Source organism: Pseudahrensia aquimaris, assembly GCF_042676045.1.
Classification (GTDB): Bacteria; Pseudomonadota; Alphaproteobacteria; order Rhizobiales; family Rhizobiaceae; genus Pseudahrensia; species Pseudahrensia aquimaris.
In genome coordinates this window covers 488768-509539 of the sequence record NZ_JBHTJV010000003.1, presented here as the reverse complement: position 1 = coordinate 509539, position 20772 = coordinate 488768, and the positions used below count along the sequence as shown (strand labels likewise).

Sequence of the window (20772 nt, the reverse complement as noted above, 5' to 3'; positions counted from 1 at the left end):
GCAAGTTTTGGCAGTCTATACGCAAGTTTCTGATGCCCAATTGGCGGCGTTTCTAGGCCAATATGATATTGGCCGTCTGGTTTCCTGCAAAGGTATCGCAGAAGGTGTGGAAAATTCCAATTTCCTGCTTCAGACGGAGCAGGGCATGTTCATTCTCACGCTTTACGAAAAACGTGTGGCTGCTCACGATCTGCCGTTCTTCATAGGTCTGATGGATCACCTGGCGCACAAGGGCTTTGTCTGTCCGCTTCCCGTTCGCATGAAAAATGGCGATGCTTTGGGAGAATTGTCGGGCCGTCCTGCGGCCATCGTTACTTTTTTGGAAGGCATGGGTGTCAAGGAGCCAAGCGCCGACCATTGTCGCATGGCGGGAGAAACGCTTGCGAGGCTACATCTGGCAGGCGAAGAGTTCGCAATCCGCCGCAAGAACGCGCTCGACCCATCTGGCTGGCGGCCTCTGGCGCAAAATGCCGGCGCGAGGGCTGATGCAGTTGAACCCGGCCTTGCTGCGCTCATCGCAGACGAAATGGCATTTCACGATGCCCATTGGCCAACCGATCTGCCCACCGGCGTCATCCATGCGGATTTTTTCAAAGACAACGTCTTCTTTTTGAATGATGCTCTATCCGGCGTCATCGACTTCTATTTCGCTTGTAACGATATGTTCGCCTACGACTTGGCGATCACGGTGAACGCATGGTGTTTCGACGGCGCATTGCGATTTGAGTCGGACAAAGCGAAAGCTATGATCGAAGGCTATCAGTCTGTTAGGATGTTGGGAGATGCTGAAAAACTGGCGTTCGGCACGTTGTGCCGAGGTGCTGCATTGCGCTTCCTTCTCACCCGGTTAAACGACTGGCTGGACGTGCCAACAGGCGCGTTGGTAATGCCCCATGATCCCAAAGAGTTTAGCGAGCGGCTGCGATTTTTCCGCGATAATTCAATAGATCGCCTGATGGGGCTTGTATGAAACAGGTCTCGATCTGGACAGATGGCGCTTGTTCCGGCAATCCCGGCCCCGGTGGTTGGGGTGCGCTGTTGCGCTTTGGCGAGCACGAGCGCGAGCTCTATGACGGTGAGGAACTAACGACCAATAATCGCATGGAATTGCTGGCCGCGATTAACGCACTAAGCGCGCTCAAACATCCTTGCAAAGTCGACCTGTACACTGATTCCCAATACGTGAAGGGTGGCATTACCGGTTGGATTCACGGCTGGAAAAAGAACGGCTGGAAGACATCTGCCAAGAAGCCGGTTAAAAATGCAGAACTGTGGCAAGCGCTGGATGAAGCGGTGGCACGTCACGATGTTTCCTGGCACTGGGTCAAAGGCCATGCGGGCCACGCGGAAAACGAACGCGCCGATGAACTTGCGCGTATGGGCATGGAGCCCTGGAAGATGAAGGACGGCGACTAGCACCGTCCTTCAAAGAGCAGGTTTACAATTGGCCGAGAATGGTCGCAGCCGAGCTGGTTTCCGCTTCGCCCGGATTTTCCTCAATATTGACTTGCGTCACCACTCCGTTGTCCACAATCATGGAATAACGCTTGGAGCGCATGCCCATTCCTGCCATGCCCAAATCGATTTCCAAACCCGCAGCTTTCGCAAAATCTGCATTGCCGTCGGAAAGAAACACAACCTTGTCACCCGCTCCGCTGGCTTTATGCCAAGCGTTGACGACATGCACATCGTTGACCGTCGTCACAGCAATCGTATCGACGCCTTTGGCCTTGATTGCGTCGTTGTGCTCTACAAAACCGGGCAGATGATTGGCATGGCAGGTGGGGGTAAATGCGCCGGGAACACCGAACAGAACGACTTTCTTGCCCGCGAACAATTCATCGGTGGACATGGTGGCGGGGCCATCGTCGCTCATGATGTGAAAAGTGTGGCTTGGAATTTTGTCACCGGCTTTGATGGTCATGCTGCAATCCTTTGAAATGGCTAAGCGGCGTTCTCGCCGCGCGTCGCACTCAAGCCGCCCAAGACGGTTCCGGTCAAGTCGCAATTTGTCATAGGCAGGCGCAATCTTTTCACTGCGCAGCTTTGGCCTTCATCGTCTGCTCAATCGCCTTGCGCTGTGTTGCCAAAGTGAACACGAGGTCGGCCGCCAGAATATCCTCGCGTGACTTGGCTTCTGATACATCGACCGAAAAGCGAACCAAAGTGCCTTTGCGCGAGATCAGTTCTGCGCGGTCAAGATACCAGCTCTGCGGCCCTTCCACGAAAAGCCGAACGTCTTCGGCCTGTATCGGTACGCGGGCCATAACAACGAGTGCCGGCTTCTCTTCTCCTTGCAGCATCACATCTTCTATGGCGAAGCCTTGTTCAGGCTGCGTGGGCAGCAGCGCTTGCGATTTGTTGAGCGCCATCGCCACATCCATTTGGCTGATTGCGGATTTGCCCACTTGCAGAGAAAGCTGCACTTGGGTCGGAATGCAGATATCGCTGCAAATGCCGACAATGCCATTCACATCGAGAGCCATTGGAAAGCCTCTCATTGTGGGCGTGACGGAAATTGGAAACGTAACCGAGTTTTTGTAACCAATTGAGCTGTCTTCCGCAAAAAAGTGTGGGGCCGGAAATTTCAACTGCGTTTCGTTGACGTTTTTGGACGCGGAGAAGTCTAGCTGTGGCGGCAGACCGGAAGCGCCGGGATTGCGCCAATAGGTCTTCCAACCCGGCTCAAGCTCAATCTGCAAACCTGCCCGGTAGGGGCCATTGTCCAGCGACGGCATTCCGATAAGCCGCATTTTTGCACCATCGACTTTCACCCAATCGGATGATGCCGCGTGGGCAGAGACATTTGCAAACAGGAGAATTGTGAGGGCGAGAAGTGTTTTCATAGTGTCAATCTAATCGTAGAGCGTCATCAGTTCATCAAAAAATCTATTGACGGCACATCATTATGCCGTGAACACATTCCAGTGGTTTCCCCGCCTGCCTTGTTCTTGCTAGAACGGTTCCATGAACGCGAAACGAAACAAAAACATGGATAGCCTTGATCTAAAGGGCCATTGCCTCATTGCCATGCCTGGAATGAGTGATCCGCGCTTTGCCAAAACTGTGGTGCTTATCACATCTCACGATGCGGAAGGTTCGATGGGCTTCATCCTCAACCAGCCCGTTTCGACGCCGACCTATGACGATATTCTCGAAGAACTGGGTTTAGACGGCGAGCGTAAGATGGTGCGCATGTTGGCTCGTGATGTTCCGGTCTTTCGCGGTGGCCCGGTGGAACAGGGCAGAGGATTTGTTCTGCACACGCTGGATTTTGCTTCATCCAACACGATGCGCTTGCAAAACTTAGCCGGCCTTACGGCAACCCTCGATGCGTTGAAAGTGCTAGCCGCTCCGCTTGCGCCACAGCGCTCGCATCTGTTTCTCGGCTACGCTGGATGGTCAGCGGGTCAGCTTGAGCGCGAAATTGCCGAAAATGGCTGGCTCACGGTTCAGGCCACGCCCGATCTGCTGTTTGAGACGAGGACGGAGTTGCAATACGACGCCGCCCTTGGGCTTCTTGGCATTAGCAGTGCCTCGCTCTCTGGCAGCGCAGGGCATGCCTGAAGTCCGTGCCTAGCGGGTGAGCGGGAAGTCCTGCTGCAAAGCCTTGAACGCCTGCGTCGCATCCATCGGTTCACCAAACAAAAATCCCTGAGCGTATTCGCAGCCCAGTTGATGCAGCGCCAGCGCGTCGTTTTCGGTCTCCGCACCTTCCGCCACAACTTCCATTCCCAAGTCGTGTGCCATTGAAACAATCGAGCGCAAAATTGCAGGGCGTCCCTTGCCTTCGGCTTCGCTGACGAAAGTGCGGTCGATCTTAATCGTATCGAATGGGAATCGCATCACATGGGACAGCGATGAATAGCCGGTGCCAAAATCGTCCAGCGACAGGCCCGCGCCCAATTCTTTGATCTTGGCAAGAACCTGCGACGAGTGTTCGGGGTTTTCCATGATCAGCGATTCGGTCAATTCCATTTTCAACGTACCCGGCAGCACGCTGTTTTCTGCCAGCACGCCGCGCACGTCATTGATGAGGTCGTGGCGCAGCAATTGGCGACTGGAAATGTTGACGCTCATGAAAACGGACACACCGCCCAGTGCATTCTGCCACTTTGAAAGTTCGGCTGCAGATTTTTGCAGAGCAAACAAACCCAACGGAATGATCAGGCCATTCTTCTCGGCAATGGGAATGAACGTCGAAGGCGGAATGATGCCGCGTTTAGGGTGCCGCCAGCGCATCAAGGCTTCGAACCCGCCAACTGTTTTGGTGTCGAGCTTGATGATCGGTTGGTAGACCATCTCGATTTCGTTGCGCATCAGAGCGCCCTTAAGCTCGGCTTCAATATGGCTATCACCGGTGTTTGCCGTGCGGAACGGTGGGCGGAACGGTTCAATTTTATCGCCACCAGCCCGTTTGGCGTGGAACATCGCAATTTCCGCATCGCGCAACATTTCGTCGGCTGACACTTTTTCTGTCGACCAACTCACGATGCCGATAGAAGCGGTTATGGTGATTTCTTCTTCGGCAAAGTTGAGCGGTGTTGTCACGGCGCGCTTCACCGCTTCTGCTAAGGCGGCGATCTGGTCGGGCTCTTCGCGCGACAAGACCAACAGTCCAAATTGGTCGCCATGCAAACGCGCCAGCGTATCCTGCGGCTTGAGCAGACGTGATAAGCGGCGCGTCAGCGTCAGCAAAACACTGTCACCGACCGAATAGCCCTTGCCTTCGTTGATCGCGCCGAACCCGTCGAGATCCACCACAAAGAGAGAAGGGCGCAATTCTTGGCCGTGGTTTGCAAGCGCTAGTGTATTTGTCAGTCGGTCCATGAACAGTTCGCGGTTCGGCAGACCAGTGAGGTTGTCGTGAACGGCGTTGTGCAGCATCCGGCTTTCGGCCAGTTTTGGTCCGGTTACATCGCGAATTGTGCCCACACAGCGCAGAACCTCGCCATCGTTGCCGATGACAGGCCGCGCCTGAATGGCCATCCAGTGATACTGTCCATTGCGCGCTCGCAGTCGTATTTCCTCCGCGATCTTGCCGCGGCGATGTTCCAGCATCGTGTCGAGCAGCAGTTGAAAGCGATCACGGTCTTGTGGGTGAAGATAGCCAATCCATTCGCTGACGCGCCCCTTCAATTCTCGCACGCCCAGATTGAGCACCTCTGCCAGCGCAGCCCCTGTGACGATTTCATCGCGGTCCACGTCCCAATCCCAAAACGCATCACCTGAACCGGTGAGCGCCAGCGCTTGACGCTCCGTATCGTTCACCAGACCGCTGTTCAGCGCACCGCCAGCAAATGCATGTTGCATCACGGTAAAAGCCAGCAGCAACACGATCAAAACCAAGCCGCCACCGAGTGCGGCTTGAATAATGTCGTTGTCCAACTGCCCGTCGATTGTGAGCCAAGCCGCGCCCATCCAGGCACCCGTGAGCAACCATGTTGGGATTAGCAAAATTGCCCGGTCGTAGCGCTTGAAGGTCAAATGCAACACGACGATCAAACCGAAGGCCACCATCGCAGCAAAACCTGTGCGTGCGATACCAGCGGCATATGCTGGAAAAAATAGCGCGCTCGCGACAAGGGCTGCCACTCCCAAGAGCCAAATCAAGCCCAAATAACTGTAAGCGCGGCTCCATCGGGTCAGATTGAGATAGGCATAGAGAAACAGCAGGAAAGAGGCGCACAGCGCCACTTCCGTCATCGCGCGCCACGTTTGCTGATCCTCCGGTAGAAGGCCGAGAATTGTGGTCAGAAACCCGAAATCGACGCAGACATAGGCAAGAGTTGACCACGCAAGCAGGGCCGTCGCAGGAAACATTGCCGATCCCTTGATGACGAAGAGAATAGTCAGAAAAACGGCCAACAAGCCTGCGATTCCAAGCACAATGCCCTCATAGAGCGTGTAGCTGTTGAGCGTGTCCTTGTAGGCGTCTGGCTCCCAAAGCGTCAGCCGAGGCAGTTCCTCACCGCTCATTTCGGCGATGAATGTTACCACCGAACCTGGGTCGAGAGTGATTTGAAACACGTCTGTTTCTGGTTCGCTCAACCGCTCCAGCGCGAAGCCCTCGCTGGGAGTGATGGCGGAAATGCGCACCGAGCCGAGATCAGGCCAATAAAAACCAGAATCAGCAAGGCGGAAATGCGGGGCAACGATCAAGCGGTCAATCTGCTCGTCGCTGTTGTTGGCCAGCGCAAAGACTGCCCAATTGCCTGTGTTGTTCTCGCCCGCCGCGCGAACTTCCAACCTATTGATGACACCCTGTGCATCCGGCGCTGCTTGCAGCTGAATTGAATCCGGGCTGCCACGGCGAATTTCGATGATTTGCGTTAGGTCGATTGCCGTCTGATCGCGGGTTACTTCCACAATTTCCACGGCGCGCACCGGCAGCAGCGCCGACATCATCATCGTGAGGGCAAGGAGCCAAGGCAGGGTTCTGCTGAGGTGTTTACGCAGTCTCATAAGCCGGAATGCCGCCCGTGAAAATATCGCGTGTTGATACGTTGTTTGGGCCTTTAGGTAAACGCTTCAAAGCCACTCGTGCAGCGCGTTTTTGCACCCGTATTAAGGTTTGTCAGAAAACGCATCAATCATGGCCGTTTGAGGGAGGCAGCGTGATTTGACAGGGTGGTTCAATCGTCTTGCGGGTTGACGCGGGCAAAAAGCACATGATCGCGCCACGCCCCGTTAATCTTCAAATACGCTCGCGCCTCGCCTTCGCGCTGGAAACCACAGGCGGAGAGCAATTTTTGAGAGGCAACATTGTTCAAGACGGTCGCAGCTTCCAGCCGATGCAGCCCCAGAGTATCGAATGCGTAGTCAGAGACTGTGGAAACCGCCTCGCGCATGAAATGCTGCCCCGCGTAAGCCTCGCCCATCCAATAACCTAGCGTGCCACTTTCGATGATGCCGCGGCGAATGTTGGTGAGAGACAGGCCGCCCAACAGCGCCCCGTTTTCAATTGAAAACAAAAACCAATGGTAGCCACGCCCTGAAACGATGTCCGCTTCCTGCTGTGCCAACCGCGCCCGGTAGGATGTTTTTGCAAGCTCCGTTCGCGCCCATTTCGGCTCGAACGGCTTAAGGAACTCCGCGCTTTCGCGGCGCAGTTTGGCCCATTGTTCGTAGTCATCAATGCGCGGGCGCCGCAGGGTCAAGCGTTGGCTGATAAGCTGCGCCTGCTCAGAAGACTTTCGCGGAAAGGACAGCAGGCGCATCGCAGTCCTCAGCCTTTCAAAATGCCGGACAGTTCGGCATGCTCAGGCAGGTTTCCAATGGGGCCGATGGCTGCAACGGTGAGGTCGCTTTGCGTGAACATGCGCTGTGCCAGATCGCCAAGACGCTCAATAGTAAGCGCATTCAGCCGTTCCATCAATTCTTCATTGGAAACAGGGCGGCCAAACAACAGCATTTGTCGTGCAATTTGTCCTGCCCGAGAGGCTGGGCTTTCAAGGCTCATCAGCAAGCCGGCGCTGATTTGCGCCCTTGCGCGATCCAGCGCTTCTTGGGTGATGTTGCCGCTCGCATGGCGCAATTCGTCCAGCAGCACGGGCATGAGTTCGGAGACATCCGCTTCTTCGGTCGCAGCATGAATGCCAAACGTGCCGGTGTCGGAATAGCCCCAATGGAAAGCGTAGATCGAATAGCAAAGGCCGCGCTTCTCCCGAACTTCTTGGAACAAGCGCGAGGACATGCCGCCACCGAGCAGCATGGCAAGAACCTGTGACGCGTAGAAATCACGGGCGTGATAGGCGCGGCCTTCAAAACCGAGCAATATCTGCGCCTCCATCAGATCTTTGGACTGCCGGAATTCACCGCCAGAATAGTGTCCCGCTTCCGGTTCTTTCGTGGGCGTATCGCCAAATGACTCAAGCCGTTTTTCAGCCAGCTTGACGATCTCGTCGTGATCGACAGCGCCTGACGCTGCCAGCACCATGTTGGGGCCGTGATAGTGGTCGGAGAGATAGGAACGGATGTGATCGGGCGCGAACGAGGAGACCGTCTCCGGCGTGCCCATAATAGGGCGGCCAAGCGCTTGATCGGAAAAGGCAGTTGATTGGAATTGATCGAAAACCACGTCTTCAGGGCTGTCTTGAGCCGCACCGATTTCCTGCAAAATCACGTGTTGCTCACGTTTCAATTCGCCCTCGTCAAACAGGCTCTCGGTCAATATATCGCCCAGAATATCAACAGCCAGAGGCACATCGTTTTTCAGCACCCGAGCATAGTAGGACGTTGTCTCGACGCTGGTTGCAGCATTCACATCGCCGCCAACATTCTCGATCTGCGTTGCAATGTCTTGAGCGCGGCGGCCGGAGGTTCCTTTGAATGCCATATGTTCCAAAACATGAGCGATGCCATGTTCGTGGGAAGCTTCATCGCGAGACCCCGCTTTTACCCAGACGCCAAGAGCCGCACTTTCGAGGTAGTCCATTCGGTCTGTGATGACTGTCAGGCCGTTTTTCAACTCGGTGATTTCCAAGTTGCGCGGAAGGCCAGCAGCCTTTGCCAACGGCTCGACACGAGCAGCAGGCTTTAATCGGGTAACTTTACTCATATGGGCTTTCCCTCCCCCGGAAAGCGAAACGCTTTAAGCACTCACACGCGTGTGGCGTGAAATGTAATTTTCGACTGTCTCCAAGTCGTTAGCCAACACTGTGAAGCGTTCTGTGCCTGCCATCAAGTCTTTGGCCCGTGGGGGCAGGGCGGGCCAGAGGCCTGTCGCCGCTTCCACCGCATCTGGAAACTTCGCCGGATGAGCCGTGCCAAGCACAACCATTGGGCTGTTTCCAGGAAAGCGCCGTGCCACATCAACGCCAACCGCCGTATGCGGATCAAGCAGATAAGCGTTGTCGTCCAGCATCGATTTCATCATCTGGTCGACAGCATTTTCGTCAGAACGTCCCGCAAGAAAATCCGATCTTATCGCATCCGTTGCCATTTCACCCAAATTGAATGCGCCCGATTGCGAAAGTGAACTCATGCTGGTTTTGACGTAATCCGCATCGCGTCCCGAGGCCTGAAACAGCAACCGCTCAAAGTTTGATGACACCTGAATGTCCATGCTGGGCGATGTGGTGGCGTGAACGCCCGCCGTCTCATAACGCCCGGTTTCCAACGTGCGGGCTAGAATGTCATTGCTGTTTGTTGCGATCACCAGTTTGTCGATGGGAAGACCCATCTGCTTGGCGACGTAACCGGCAAAAATATCGCCAAAATTGCCCGTTGGTACGCAAAAGCTGACGGGCCGCATCGGTCCGCCCAACGATACGGCGGCAGTGAAGTAATAGGTGATCTGGGCCATGATCCTGCCCCAGTTGATTGAATTGACGCCGGATAGATTGGCATTATCGCGGAAGCTGTGATGATTGAACATCGCCTTAACGATCGCCTGGCAATCATCGAAATTGCCCTCAATCGCCAATGCATGAACGTTAGCATCGGCAACGCCAGTCATCTGCCAGCGTTGCACGTCGGATACTTTGCCGTGCGGGAACAGGATGAAAATATCGGAATGATCGCGTCCGCGAAACGCCTCAATTGCCGCGCCGCCGGTGTCGCCAGACGTTGCGCCGACTACCGAAATCTTCTCACCGCGCTGCGCCAGAATGTGGTCGATGATCCGCGCCAGCAACTGCATGGCAACGTCTTTGAATGCCATGGTTGGCCCGTGAAACAGCTCTAGCACAAATTCGTTCGGGCCAGTTTGCACGAGCGGCGCAACGGCGTCGTGGCCAAAGTTGCCATAGGCGGCATCAACCATCGAATGAAAATCTTGATCCGAAATCTCCCCGCCAACAAACGGTGTCAGCACTGTTTTGGCTATGTCGGCGTAGCTTTGGCCCGCCATCGCACGGATGGTTGCCGCATCAAGTCGTGGCCAGCTTTCAGGCACGTAGAGGCCGCCATCGCGGGCCAATCCAGCCAGCACCGCATCGCAAAATCCAAGCGTCGGCGCATCGCCTCTGGTGCTGATATATTTCAAGGTGAGAGCCACACTTTTGGTGCTGGGAAAGTCGAGCGGAAACTAAGGCGTGTAGGCACCCAATATCAAGCTTCAAATCGCCCCAATTTTGCTCTAAGGCATCCGCCAACACAGCCATAGTTTAGGTTTCGGGGCAGATATGCGGTTTTTGGCGGATGAATTGATGACGACCAACACATCAAAAGGCCTTCGCGCGGCCGTGTTTGTGGCGGCGCTTGGTGCGCTTTCGGCCTGCCAAACGGCAGGAACCGATGGCGTGTTCAGCGGCATTTTGCCGGATGGTTCCAACAGCACGACGCCGTCAACGCCTGCCGAGCCGAACCAACCGGCTGGCGAACAGGTCGCAGCAGCGCCCAGTGGAAGCAATCCGAACGCGCGCACAAACCTGAAAAACACCCGAAATGCGCTCAGCGAATACTGCCCTGCCGTTCGCATTCGTGCCGGAACGGAAACGCTTCGCTCGTTTCCTGAAGGAGCCGACAAAGAAGACGAAGACAATCTGCGCTATCAGGCTGTAATTTCGCAGGTGGCCCGCGAGTGCGCCTACGTCGGCCAAAATCTGAAAATCAATATCGGTGCGCGGGGCCGTATTATCACTGGTCCGAAGGGTGGCTCCGGCGATGTGACTATGCCAATTCGCGTGGCGGTGACGGTTGGGCGCGATACGGTTTATTCCAAATTGCATCGCCCCGTGCAGACCATTCCAGCGGGCCGTTCAAACGCTACGTTCCAGTTCGTCGACAATGAGGTCATTATTCCGGCGCCAACGGCCACCAATGTGCGCGTATTTGTTGGCTTTGACGAAGGTCCGTACAACACGCCTTAAACGTCGAAGCCGTCCCAGAGAGCTAGCGCTTCAATGGTTTTTGGCACGTCGGCCAAACGGCTCACCACCGTCTCGGCGCCAGCTTCCGTCAGCTTGTCGGCATGGCCGGGTAAAACGTGAGACGCGCCGACAAAACCTATTACGCGCATTCCGGCAGCCTTTGCACCCGCAACACCCGCCGCTGAATCCTCCAAAACCATGCATTGCTCTGGCTCCACCTCAAACTCCTTCGCGGCGTGTAGAAAAATATCCGGCGCTGGCTTCTGCTCGAAATCGCCGCTGTCCTTTGAGGAGAACACATAAGGGCGGAAACGATCCCAAAGCTCTGCACGGCTCAATTCAATCTTCAGCTTATCCAGCCCTGCGTTGGAACAAATGCAGCGTGGGTAATCCAGAACGTCCAGCAGTTCGTGGGCGCCTTCGACCGCTTTGGCCTCGCGCCACAGCTTCTCGTTCATTTTCGTTTCCACCTTGGCTGCGTAGTCATCGGGGAAGGCGCGTCCCGATTCCTCCTCCATTGTCTGCTTTACAAAGCCTGACGATGTGCCCGCGAACCGCTGGTTGAATTCACCGATCTCCATCTCGATGCCCATCTCTTTGAGCATTTCGCACTCGACTTCGGCTGCGATGTTTTCGGTATCCATCAACGTGCCATCACAATCGAAAATCACGAGTTTGCATTCGGCCATAGGGTTCTCCGGCTGGGTTTGGCGAGACGAAAGGCGCTGCATAAGCAAACTGTGCGGGAAGGGCAACGCGCGAACCGTATCCGGTTTAAGCAAATCTTCACCCTGTTGGGTAAGGTTAACCGCGACCTTATTTTTGTTTTGCGTTTGGGTTGTCATCAATGCGTATCGTATCCGCGGCCGAACTGCGCCGCTCGAAGTCTTCCGCCGATCAGTCGGCTACTTGGCTCAACTCCATCATCAAAGGTGATTGCGTAGCCGCACTTGAAGCGCTCCCCGCCAACAGCGTTGACACGGTCTTTGCCGATCCGCCCTATAACCTCCAGCTTGGTGGCGATCTTTCGCGGCCCGACCAGTCCAAGGTCGATGCCTGCGACGATCACTGGGACCAGTTCGACACGTTCAAAGCCTATGACGACTTCACCCGCGCTTGGCTGTTGGCCGTTCGCCGCGTGTTGAAACCCAACGGCACGATCTGGGTGATCGGCTCCTACCACAACATTTTCCGTGTCGGCACGATCTTGCAGGATATGCAGTTCTGGATCCTGAATGACATCGTATGGCGCAAGACTAACCCCATGCCGAATTTTCGTGGTCGTAGGTTTACAAACGCCCACGAGACGATGATCTGGGCCTCGCGCGATCAAGACGCCAAGCAATACACATTTAATTATGACGCCATGAAAATGGCCAATGACGACGTACAAATGCGCTCCGATTGGGTGTTTCCCATCTGCAACGGCGGCGAACGCCTGAGGGGCGCGGACGGCAAAAAAGTTCACCCAACCCAAAAGCCCGAAGCCCTGCTGCACCGAGTCCTCCTTTCATCCACCCAGCCCGGCGATGTGGTCCTCGACCCATTCTTCGGCACGGGAACCACCGGCGCAGTCGCCAAGCGTTTGGGCCGTCATTTCGTCGGCATCGAGCGCGAACAGGATTACATCGACGCCGCCAGCGCCCGCATCGAAGGCATTAGGCCAGAGCCGATCGCACAATTGGTCGTCACAGAGGGCAAAAAGGCGCTTCCCCGTGTGGCTTTTGGTGCGCTCATCGAGACAGGCTACATTGCGGTCGGTGACGTGCTGCAGGACAGCAAAAAGCGCTGGCAGGCCACAGTGCGCCTCGACGGCTCACTTGATTGCAACGGCGAGACAGCCTCCATCCACCGCATGGGCGCAAAAGTGCAAGAACTCGACGCCTGTAACGGCTGGACGTTCTGGCATGTCGATAAAGGCGATGGCTTCCTGCCCATCGACGACTTACGCCGTCAGTATCGCGAGAAACTGGGCGCCGCCGCTTAGGCTCTGGCCTTAAACGCGTCGGGCAAAACCGAGCTGATGGCCTTTTTCATCAGCGTTGGCAGTGCCTCTCCATGCAAATCCTGTTGGGCCACCCACCACCCCGAACCATCCGGTTCGGTTTGTGCTGCATAGACTTCCAATTCCAGATGAAAATGCGTGAACGTGTGGCGCACGACGCCATGCGGCTTCCAATCGGCTGATAGGGGAGCGGCGCCGGTTCCTGTTGCGCCATCCTTGCTGACCGCCCAATCGGTTGTCGGCACGCCAGCCATTCCGCCTAGCATGCCTTTATCCTCGCGCTTCACCAGCCAAACGGCCCCATCGTCGCGCATCGCAACAAAAGCTGCGCCCTTGCGTGTGGGTTTGGCTTTCTTGGGCGCTTTGACAGGAAATTCCACCTGCCGACCGGACTTCGCAGCGCCGCAACCGTACCGAACGGGACACAAAACACAGCTCGGATTGCGCGGGGTGCAGATTGTTGCGCCCAAATCCATCATGGCCTGCACAAAATCGCCCGGCCTGTCCGCTGGCGTCACTTCGCCCATGAAGGCGCGGCAGTCTTTCTTGGCGTCCGGCAGCGGCGTTTCAATTTCGCGCTGGCGGGTGGCCACCCGCTCAATGTTGCCGTCCACCACCGAGGCCCGCTCTCCAAAGGCAATTGCGGCAATGGCAGCGGATGTGTAGTCGCCAATGCCGGGCAGTTTGAGCAATTCCGCCTGTGTCTGTGGGAAGCGTCCGCCATGTTCGGCTGCGATGATGTCGGCGCAGGCTTTCAGGTTGCGGGCGCGGGAATAATAGCCAAGCCCCGCCCATTCCTTCATCACATCGTCTGTTTCAGCGGCTGCAAGGTCCATCACACTCGGCCAACGGGCGACGAATTTCTCGAAATAGGCTTTGACTGTCGCCACGGTTGTCTGCTGCAACATGACTTCCGACAGCCAGACGTGGTATGGATCCGGCAGCACGCCCAGTTTCCCATCGGCAGGGCTGATGCGCCACGGCAGGGTTCTCGCGTGGCGGTCGTACCAGATGAGCAAATTGTCAGCGAAAGAATCCATGGAGCGCACCCTTTGAGCGAGCGAGACAAAAAGCAAGACGGCTTTGTGCCCCGCGGCGCGCGTCCTGTCGCCGATTTGGTGTCGAAACTGCTCAATCCGGTGATTGAGCGACGCGCTGGCATGACGCTGGATCTGCTTTCAGTGTGGGAAGAGATCGTCGGCGAACGCCACGCCGAACACTCCCGCCCTGAAAAGCTCAATTGGCCCCGTAAACACGATGATGACGACCCGTTTGAGCCAGCTACGCTGATTGTCGCCTGCGAAGGTCATCACGCGCTGTTTTTGCAGCACGATTCAGACGGCATCGTGAAGCGGGTAAACGCCTATTTCGGTTTTGCCGCCGTCGCCAAGCTCAAACTTGTGCAAAAGCCGCTGACCCGCACCGACAAGCGCAAACGCCGCCGCGCACCTCAAGTCGAGCCGGATCAAGCCCGGCGCATTGCCGAAATCGTCGAGAATGTTGACGATCCACACCTGAAAAGCGCGCTGGAAAAGCTCGGTCGCGGCGTGTTCAGCAAGGGTTCATGAACGTGCGACCATAGTGCTTCACAGCATTGTCAGAGCGAAAGCGTCGCAGATGATGCAAAGGCAGTGGTAACGGGCATCATCCCGCCCTAATTTATTGTTCAGACATTCACCAGCGGCTCACGATTCGAGGGCGCTTCACGATAGACTTCTCAAGAGGAACACCCATGACCGTCAAGTCGACTATTAAACGCCGCGAAATGATGAAATTGAGCGCAGCAACTGCTCTCGGTGTGGTTTTTGCTTCCGGTTTGCCCCTTTCGGCCGCTTGGGCTGAGAAAATCGATGGCCTTTTTGACAATATTCCGCTGGCAGACCGCATAATGGGTGATCCGAACGCGCCGGTCACAATCGTCGAATACGCATCGATGACGTGCCCGCACTGCAAGACTTTCCACGAGAAGGTTCTGCCGACGCTGAAAGAAAAATACATCGAAACAGGTAAGGCAAAGCTGATCCTTCGTCCGTTCCCGTTCGACAAAGATGCCCGTGGCGAAGCCGCTTTCATGCTGGCGCTATGCGCCCCGCAGGATCAATATTACGGCATGATCGACGCCATTTACGGCATTCAAGAGCAGTTGCGCACATCGCCCAACGTGATCCAAGACCTGCGCCGCATTACTAAACTGGCGGGGATGTCCGAAGAACAATTCAATGATTGTCTCTCCGGTAAATCGCAGGAAACCTACACCCAGATGATTGAAGGCCGAAATCGCGCCAGCCGTGATTTCAAGGTCACCGGCACCCCGTCGATCTATGTGAACGGCGAGAAACTTGGGGACTATTCGCTCGATGCGGTCACGGCGGCCATCGAAGCTGCGCTCTAGTGGTATAGCTGCGTCCGAGCGAGGACGTGCAAAAATTGTGGTTTTGCAGGCGCGTTCCGACAAAAACACGGGCGTGAGTTATGGAATTCAACAAACTTAGACTGCTTGGCTTCAAATCCTTCGTTGAGCCGACAGAATTTGCCATCGAAAAAGGGCTGACCGGCGTGGTCGGCCCTAACGGTTGCGGCAAGTCCAATCTTGTCGAAGCTCTGCGTTGGGTGATGGGCGAAAATTCCTACAAGAACATGCGTGCATCCTCGATGGATGACGTGATTTTCTCCGGCTCCGGCAACCGCCCATCGCGCAACACGGCTGAAGTCGCGCTTTTCCTTGATAACGACGACCGCACTGCACCAGCTGCCTTTAACGATGCCGACGAATTGCAGGTTTCGCGCCGCATCGAACGCGAAGCGGGTTCGGTCTACCGCATCAACGGCAAAGATGTTCGTGCCAAAGACGTGCAGCTCTTGTTTGCCGATGTTTCCACTGGCGCGCGTTCGCCTTCGATGATCGGGCAGGGGCGTATTGGCGAGTTGATTTCCGCCAAACCGCAAGCCCGCCGTGCGTTGCTGGAAGAGGCTGCCGGCATTTCGGGCCTGCATTCTCGCCGTCACGAAGCGGAACTGCGCTTACGTGCTGCCGAGGCGAATCTGGAGCGACTGGACGATGTGATCGGCCAGTTGGAAACCCAGCTTGAAAGCCTCAAACGCCAAGCCAGACAAGCCAATCGCTATCGCAATATTGCAGGCGATATCCGCCGTGCCGAGGCGACGATCCTCCACTTGAAATGGTCGTCGGCCAAAGCTGCCACAGCGGAGGCCGAAAAGGCGCTGACGGAAGCCACGATGAAAGTGGGCGAAACGCAACTCGTCCAAACCGAAGCGGCCAAGGCGCAGGCGATCATCGCTTCCAAGCTGCCGCAATTGCGGGAAGCGGAAGCCAAAGCCGCCGCCGCGCTGCAACACTTACGCATTTCCCGCGATCAGTTGGAGCAAGAGGCGCGCCGCCTTGAACGCCGCCGCACCGAACTCGCTGGCCGGATAGCGCAGCTGGAAGCGGATATCGAGCGCGAAGAACAGATGATCGCCGAAAACAGCGATATTCTCTCGCATCTTGACCGCGAAGAAAAACAACTGCGCGCCGAGACCGAAGGCCGTGCTGAAAAAGAGGCGGCAACCAAGCAGCGGTTAGAGACGGTCCGAGATCAACTCGCACAGACCGAAGAGCAACTCTCCACGCTCACCCGCGAGCAGGCTTCGGTGCAAGCGCAGGCGGGCCAGTTGGAGCGCACCATCCGCGAGGGCAGCGAGCGCGAAGCCAAACTCGATGTGCAGATTGCCGATGTGGCCAACGAGCTCGCTACCCTTTCGCAGCAAATTGCATCCCAGTCCGGCGTTCAGGAAAAGGCGACAAAAGTTGCCCAATTCGAAGCGGAACTGGAAACAGCGCAAGCCGCTGTAGCCACATCCGAGCAAGCCGCTGAAACAGCGCGTGCAAAGGAGCAAGAAGCCCGCAATCCGCTTGCAGAGGCACGTTCCGAGCATGACCGCATCGAGACTGAGGCGAAAACGCTGAACCGCATCTTGAACGCTGGCGGCAAGGATCTCTTCCCCGCCGTGCTGGAACAAATGCGTGCCGATCAGGGCTATGAAAAAGCGCTTGGCGCAGCCCTTGGCGACGATCTTGACGTGCCGCTTGAAGCCTCCGCACCCGCCCATTGGGCAGCGACAGGCGCCGAGACGGCTAACGATCCCGCTCTTCCCGCTGGCGCTATGTCTCTGGCTGACAAGGTCAAAGCCCCGCGCGAATTGGCCCGCCGGTTGGCGCAGATCGGCGTTGTGTCAAAAGAGGACGGCGTGCGCCTCAGCGGCTCGCTAAAGCCCGGCCAGCGGCTCGTTACACGCGATGGCGATCTTTGGCGCTGGGACGGCTATCGCGCCACCGCCGAAGCGCCCACTGCCGCTGCAGTGCGATTGGAACAGAAGAACCGTTTGGCGGAACTTGATGCCGAAGCCATCGCCGCGCTTAAACTGGTGCGCGAGCGCGAAGCGACGTTTAGTGAAGCGCAAGCGGCAGCATCCAGCGCCCGCGAAGCCGAAATCGCCGCTCGCAATGCCCTGCGCACCCTTCAGACAAATCTCGACCAATCTCGCAAAGATTACGCCGCAGCCGAGCGCGAGGTAAGCGATCTCACAAATCGACGCTCTGCGCTGGAAGAGGCGAAAGTTCGTCTCGCCTCCAGCAAAGCGGAGACCGAAGCAAGTCTGAAAGAGGCTCGTGCAGCGCAAGCCACGCTTCCCAATGCCGATACGCTCGACCAACAGGTTGCAAAAGCCCGTACCAAGGCTGGCGAAGAACGCGCCGCGCTTGCGGAAGTTCGTGCAGAATTTGAAGGCATGGCCCGCGAAAACGCACTGCGTCTCGAACGCATCGAAGCAATCGAACGCGAGCGCAAGGCGTGGAACGACCGCGCTGTCAACGCCGACCGCCAGATGAAATCCCTGCGCGAACGCTTGGCCGAAGCGGTACAGCAGAAAAAAGACGTTGACGACGCGCCCAGCGATATCGAAGAGCGTGGCAAGGCGCTCTCGAAACAAATCGACGAAGCCGAAGCTGCTCGCAAACAGGCTGCCGATTTCCTGGCTGAAATGGAAAACGACCAACGTGAGGCCGATAAGGTTGCCAATGGTGCGCTCAATGCGCTTTCCGACGCCAAACAGATCAGCGCCCGAGCCGAGGAACGGTTGGAAGCCGCCCGCGAACGCCGCGCTGAAATCGAGGCGCGCATCCGCGAAGATCTCGAATGCCAAGCACATGAAGCGTTCAAACAGACCGGATTGGACGATGAAAATAAGCTGCCTGAACTCGATGCCGTGGAGCGCAAACTTGAGCGCCTAAAATCCGAGCGCGAACGGCTGGGTGCGGTGAACCTACGTGCCGAGGAAGAGCAGAACGAAATTCTTGAACAGCGCGATACGATGGTGAACGAGCGCGATGACCTGATCGAAGCGATTAAGGAATTGCGCACCGGCATCAACAGCCTGAACAAAGAGGGCCGCGAGCGCCTGCTCACCGCTTTTGACGAGGTGAACGAGCAATTCCAGAAACTGTTCACTCACCTGTTTGGCGGCGGCACGGCGGAGCTTCAGCTTGTCGAAAGCGACGACCCGTTAGAAGCCGGGCTTGAAATCCTCGCCCGCCCGCCCGGCAAAAAACCCCAGACCATGACGCTTCTTTCCGGCGGTGAGCAGGCGCTGACGGCTATGGCGCTGATCTTTGCGGTGTTCCTCACCAATCCTGCCCCGATCTGCGTGCTGGATGAAGTTGACGCGCCTCTCGACGACCACAATGTCGAGCGTTTCTGCAATCTGATGGATCAGATGGCGGAAAACACCGACACGCGTTTTGTCATCATTACGCACAACCCTATCACGATGGCTCGGATGAACCGGCTGTTCGGCGTAACCATGGCGGAGCGCGGCGTTAGTCAATTGGTATCGGTAGACCTTGAAACCGCCGAGTCCTTCCGCGAAGCTGGATAGAGACGTTACCCCGGAGCGCCGCACGATGGCGGACTACCCCATATTTCCCTTTGGCATCGGCGGCGAACCATGTGCAGCCGACCCTGAGGCGCAGGGCATCAAAGGCGCGAACCTGATCACCATGTCAGCTTTGGGCGTACCAGTGCCACCAGGCTTCGTGGTCGGCACGGAAGCTGGTCGCATATTGGCAAGCGACGACGCGATTATGGGCGCAGGCATGGGGCAGGCAGTGCGCGACCATATTGATGATTTGTCCAAGGCGCTGGGCCGCTCGTTCGATGATCCTCAAAATCCGCTCCTCGTCTCCGTGCGTTCCGGCGCTGCGGTTTCCATGCCCGGCATGATGGACACGGTGCTGAACCTTGGCCTCACCCGCGATGCCGTTCCGCATTTGGCAAAATCCACCGGCGACGAGCGGTTTGCTTGGGATACCTATCGCCGCTTCATCCAGAGCTATTCGCTTGTCGTGTTGGGGCTGGAGAACGAAGATTTCGAGCTGGTTTTAGAGCAGATGCGCGCCCGTGAAGACGTGGCATCCGATTCTGAACTCTCCGCCGCTGCCATGCGCAACGTGGCGAAAATCTACAGTGAGATCGTTGAGGAAATGACGGCCACGCCGTTTCTGCAGGATCCGTATGAGCAATTGTTCGGAGCACTGATGGCCGTGTTCCGTTCATGGAACACGCCGCGCGCCAAGCGATACCGCGACATGCAATCGTTTTCTCATGACGGTGGAACGGCTGCGACTGTGCAGTCGATGGTGTTCGGCAACCGCGACCAGAATTCCTGCACTGGCGTGTATTTCACCCGCAATCCTTCGACGGGCGAAGCCGCCGCTTACGGCGAATTCATGCTCAACGCGCAGGGCGAGGAGGTTGTGAGCGGCATCCGCACACCGCAGGAATTGACGAAAGAGGCCCGCCGCCGCTCGCTTTCGGAAAAGCCCTCGATGGAGGAAGAACTGCCGGAGGCATTCGCCGAATTGATCGAATTGGGCGGCAAGCTCGAAGCGCATTTTAAAGACGTGCAGGAAATCGAGTTCACGGTGGAATCCTCCAAGCTTTACCTGCTGCAAACCCGCTCCGCCAAGCGCACGCCCAAAGCGGCGCTCAAAAGCGCTGTTGCGATGGCCAAGGAGGGCATTTTGAGTCGCAGCGAGGCGGTTTCGCGCTGCGATGAGGCGATTTTGACGCCCATGCTCGTATCCAAACTGGCCCCACCCAAAGATGCCAAGCGCTTCGCCAAGGGTCTGCCCGCATCACCCGGCGCGGTGAGCGGCGAGATCGTGTTCACCTCCGATGATGCGGTCGCGGCACGAGATGCAGGCAGGGCCGTCATTCTGGTGCGCCCGGAAACCGATCCGAAAGACGTCCACGGCATGGACGCCGCCATCGGCATCCTGACGTCACGCGGCGGCATGACCAGCCACGCCGCAGTCGTCGCACGGGGCATGAACAAAACCTGCATCACCGCCGCAATGGGCCTGAAGATCGATGCAGTCGCGGGAACGTGTTCCTGCTTGGGAACGGTTCTGAAAGCCGGAGACACAATCAGCCTCGACGGCACAAGCGGCGAAGTCTACGCCGGCGAAATCCCTATCGTAACGCCCGAGCCGGACGGCGAATTGGCGGAACTGTTGTCTTGGCGCGGTGAGGGCTAGCTCTGCCGTCTTAACCGCATCGCTTAGCCGTTCTTTCACGCTTTGTGTGTAATCAGCATGGAATGAAAAGCGCGGTTATCAATCAGAACGAAGCTTCCAGTTTCCTCGGGCGGTCCGTTGGGGAGCGCTGCGCAAGCGGCGAAAACCGCTGGCTGCTCGACTTCTTCGCCCCAAAATTCCAAAGCACCCACCCCACGAAAAATAAACGACGTGCTGACCAACTTCTCGCAAGTGGTGAAGGGCGGCACGCTGAAACTGCATCCTGTGGTGGCGAAGATGGTGGACAAAGACACGCTGGAGAAGCTGGGCGCGGAGCGGTTGGGCGAATGATGAAGTCTGGTTTCAAGATGCGGAAGTTG

The 20772-nt window shown here is 56.8% G+C and carries 17 protein-coding genes; 9 read left to right on the top strand and 8 right to left on the bottom strand.

The annotated features are described in order from the left end of the window. The first annotated feature begins 7 nt into the window (after positions 1 to 7). Complete coding sequence (gene thrB, locus ACFQ14_RS05925) at positions 8 to 970, top strand: homoserine kinase (protein WP_377211779.1); 963 nt, start codon at positions 8 to 10, stop codon at positions 968 to 970. Then, a complete protein-coding gene (gene rnhA, locus ACFQ14_RS05920) occupies positions 967 to 1416 on the top strand; it encodes a ribonuclease HI (protein ID WP_377211778.1) in 450 nt (149 codons plus the stop codon). The genes thrB and rnhA overlap by 4 nt, the downstream gene beginning before the upstream one ends. Positions 1417 to 1438: 22 nt before the next feature. Here the strand turns inward: rnhA and ACFQ14_RS05915 are convergent, their stop codons facing one another. Continuing rightward, positions 1439 to 1924, bottom strand: coding sequence for a peroxiredoxin (locus tag ACFQ14_RS05915; RefSeq protein ID WP_377211777.1), 486 nt, complete (start codon positions 1922 to 1924; stop codon positions 1439 to 1441). A gap of 109 nt (positions 1925 to 2033) precedes the next feature. Beyond that, positions 2034 to 2846: a protein-disulfide reductase DsbD domain-containing protein gene (locus tag ACFQ14_RS05910; RefSeq protein WP_377211776.1), complete on the bottom strand. Its 813-nt coding sequence runs from the start codon at positions 2844 to 2846 to the stop codon at positions 2034 to 2036. Between the two features lie 121 nt (positions 2847 to 2967). Between ACFQ14_RS05910 and ACFQ14_RS05905 the strand changes: the two genes are divergently transcribed. Beyond that, positions 2968 to 3567 carry a YqgE/AlgH family protein gene (locus tag ACFQ14_RS05905; RefSeq protein WP_377211775.1) on the top strand — a complete coding sequence of 200 codons (600 nt, stop codon included), beginning with the start codon at positions 2968 to 2970 and terminating at the stop codon, positions 3565 to 3567. Between the two features lie 9 nt (positions 3568 to 3576). Here ACFQ14_RS05905 and ACFQ14_RS05900 read toward each other — a convergent pair whose 3' ends face one another. The 4 genes from ACFQ14_RS05900 to thrC all read right to left on the bottom strand — a co-directional run bounded on the left by ACFQ14_RS05900 (position 3577) and on the right by thrC (position 9988). Then, positions 3577 to 6465 carry an EAL domain-containing protein gene (locus tag ACFQ14_RS05900; RefSeq protein ID WP_377211774.1) on the bottom strand — a complete coding sequence of 963 codons (2889 nt, stop codon included), beginning with the start codon at positions 6463 to 6465 and terminating at the stop codon, positions 3577 to 3579. A 170-nt stretch (positions 6466 to 6635) separates the two neighbouring features. Then, the gene (locus tag ACFQ14_RS05895) at positions 6636 to 7220 is read right to left on the bottom strand and encodes a GNAT family N-acetyltransferase (protein WP_377211773.1); all 585 of its coding nucleotides are present in this window, start codon (positions 7218 to 7220) and stop codon (positions 6636 to 6638) included. Between the two features lie 8 nt (positions 7221 to 7228). After that, positions 7229 to 8560, bottom strand: coding sequence for a M16 family metallopeptidase (locus tag ACFQ14_RS05890; protein WP_377211772.1), 1332 nt, complete (start codon positions 8558 to 8560; stop codon positions 7229 to 7231). 33 nt (positions 8561 to 8593) lie between these two features. After that, positions 8594 to 9988 (bottom strand): threonine synthase, encoded by a 1395-nt coding sequence (gene thrC / locus ACFQ14_RS05885; RefSeq protein ID WP_377211771.1) that lies wholly within the window; start codon positions 9986 to 9988, stop codon positions 8594 to 8596. Between the two features lie 139 nt (positions 9989 to 10127). Here thrC and ACFQ14_RS05880 point away from each other — a divergent pair, with 139 nt between their 5' ends. Next, on the top strand, positions 10128 to 10814 hold the full coding sequence (locus tag ACFQ14_RS05880; RefSeq protein ID WP_377211770.1) for a hypothetical protein: 687 nt from the start codon (positions 10128 to 10130) through the stop codon (positions 10812 to 10814). Here ACFQ14_RS05880 and ACFQ14_RS05875 read toward each other — a convergent pair. Further along, a complete protein-coding gene (locus ACFQ14_RS05875) occupies positions 10811 to 11503 on the bottom strand; it encodes an HAD family hydrolase (protein WP_377211769.1) in 693 nt (230 codons plus the stop codon). The genes ACFQ14_RS05880 and ACFQ14_RS05875 overlap by 4 nt on opposite strands. A 158-nt stretch (positions 11504 to 11661) precedes the next feature. Between ACFQ14_RS05875 and ACFQ14_RS05870 the strand changes: the two genes are divergently transcribed. Continuing rightward, positions 11662 to 12801, top strand: coding sequence for a site-specific DNA-methyltransferase (locus tag ACFQ14_RS05870; RefSeq protein WP_377211768.1), 1140 nt, complete (start codon positions 11662 to 11664; stop codon positions 12799 to 12801). Here the strand turns inward: ACFQ14_RS05870 and mutY are convergent. Then, entirely contained in the window at positions 12798 to 13859 is a 1062-nt protein-coding gene (mutY, locus tag ACFQ14_RS05865) for an A/G-specific adenine glycosylase (protein WP_377211767.1), read from the bottom strand. The genes ACFQ14_RS05870 and mutY overlap by 4 nt on opposite strands. Positions 13860 to 13871: 12 nt before the next feature. On the opposite strand from mutY, the gene ACFQ14_RS05860 reads away from it, so the two are divergent. From ACFQ14_RS05860 to ACFQ14_RS05845, 4 genes are all read left to right on the top strand, one after another. Continuing rightward, on the top strand, positions 13872 to 14387 hold the full coding sequence (locus ACFQ14_RS05860; RefSeq protein WP_377211766.1) for a DUF721 domain-containing protein: 516 nt from the start codon (positions 13872 to 13874) through the stop codon (positions 14385 to 14387). A gap of 164 nt (positions 14388 to 14551) precedes the next feature. Further along, entirely contained in the window at positions 14552 to 15211 is a 660-nt protein-coding gene (locus ACFQ14_RS05855) for a DsbA family protein (RefSeq protein WP_377211765.1), read from the top strand. A gap of 80 nt (positions 15212 to 15291) precedes the next feature. Next, on the top strand, positions 15292 to 18753 hold the full coding sequence (gene smc / locus ACFQ14_RS05850) for a chromosome segregation protein SMC (protein ID WP_377211764.1): 3462 nt from the start codon (positions 15292 to 15294) through the stop codon (positions 18751 to 18753). A 25-nt stretch (positions 18754 to 18778) separates the two neighbouring features. Beyond that, positions 18779 to 20413, top strand: a complete 1635-nt coding sequence (locus tag ACFQ14_RS05845; protein ID WP_377211763.1) for a pyruvate, phosphate dikinase — start codon at positions 18779 to 18781, stop codon at positions 20411 to 20413. Positions 20414 to 20772: the final 359 nt, after the last annotated feature.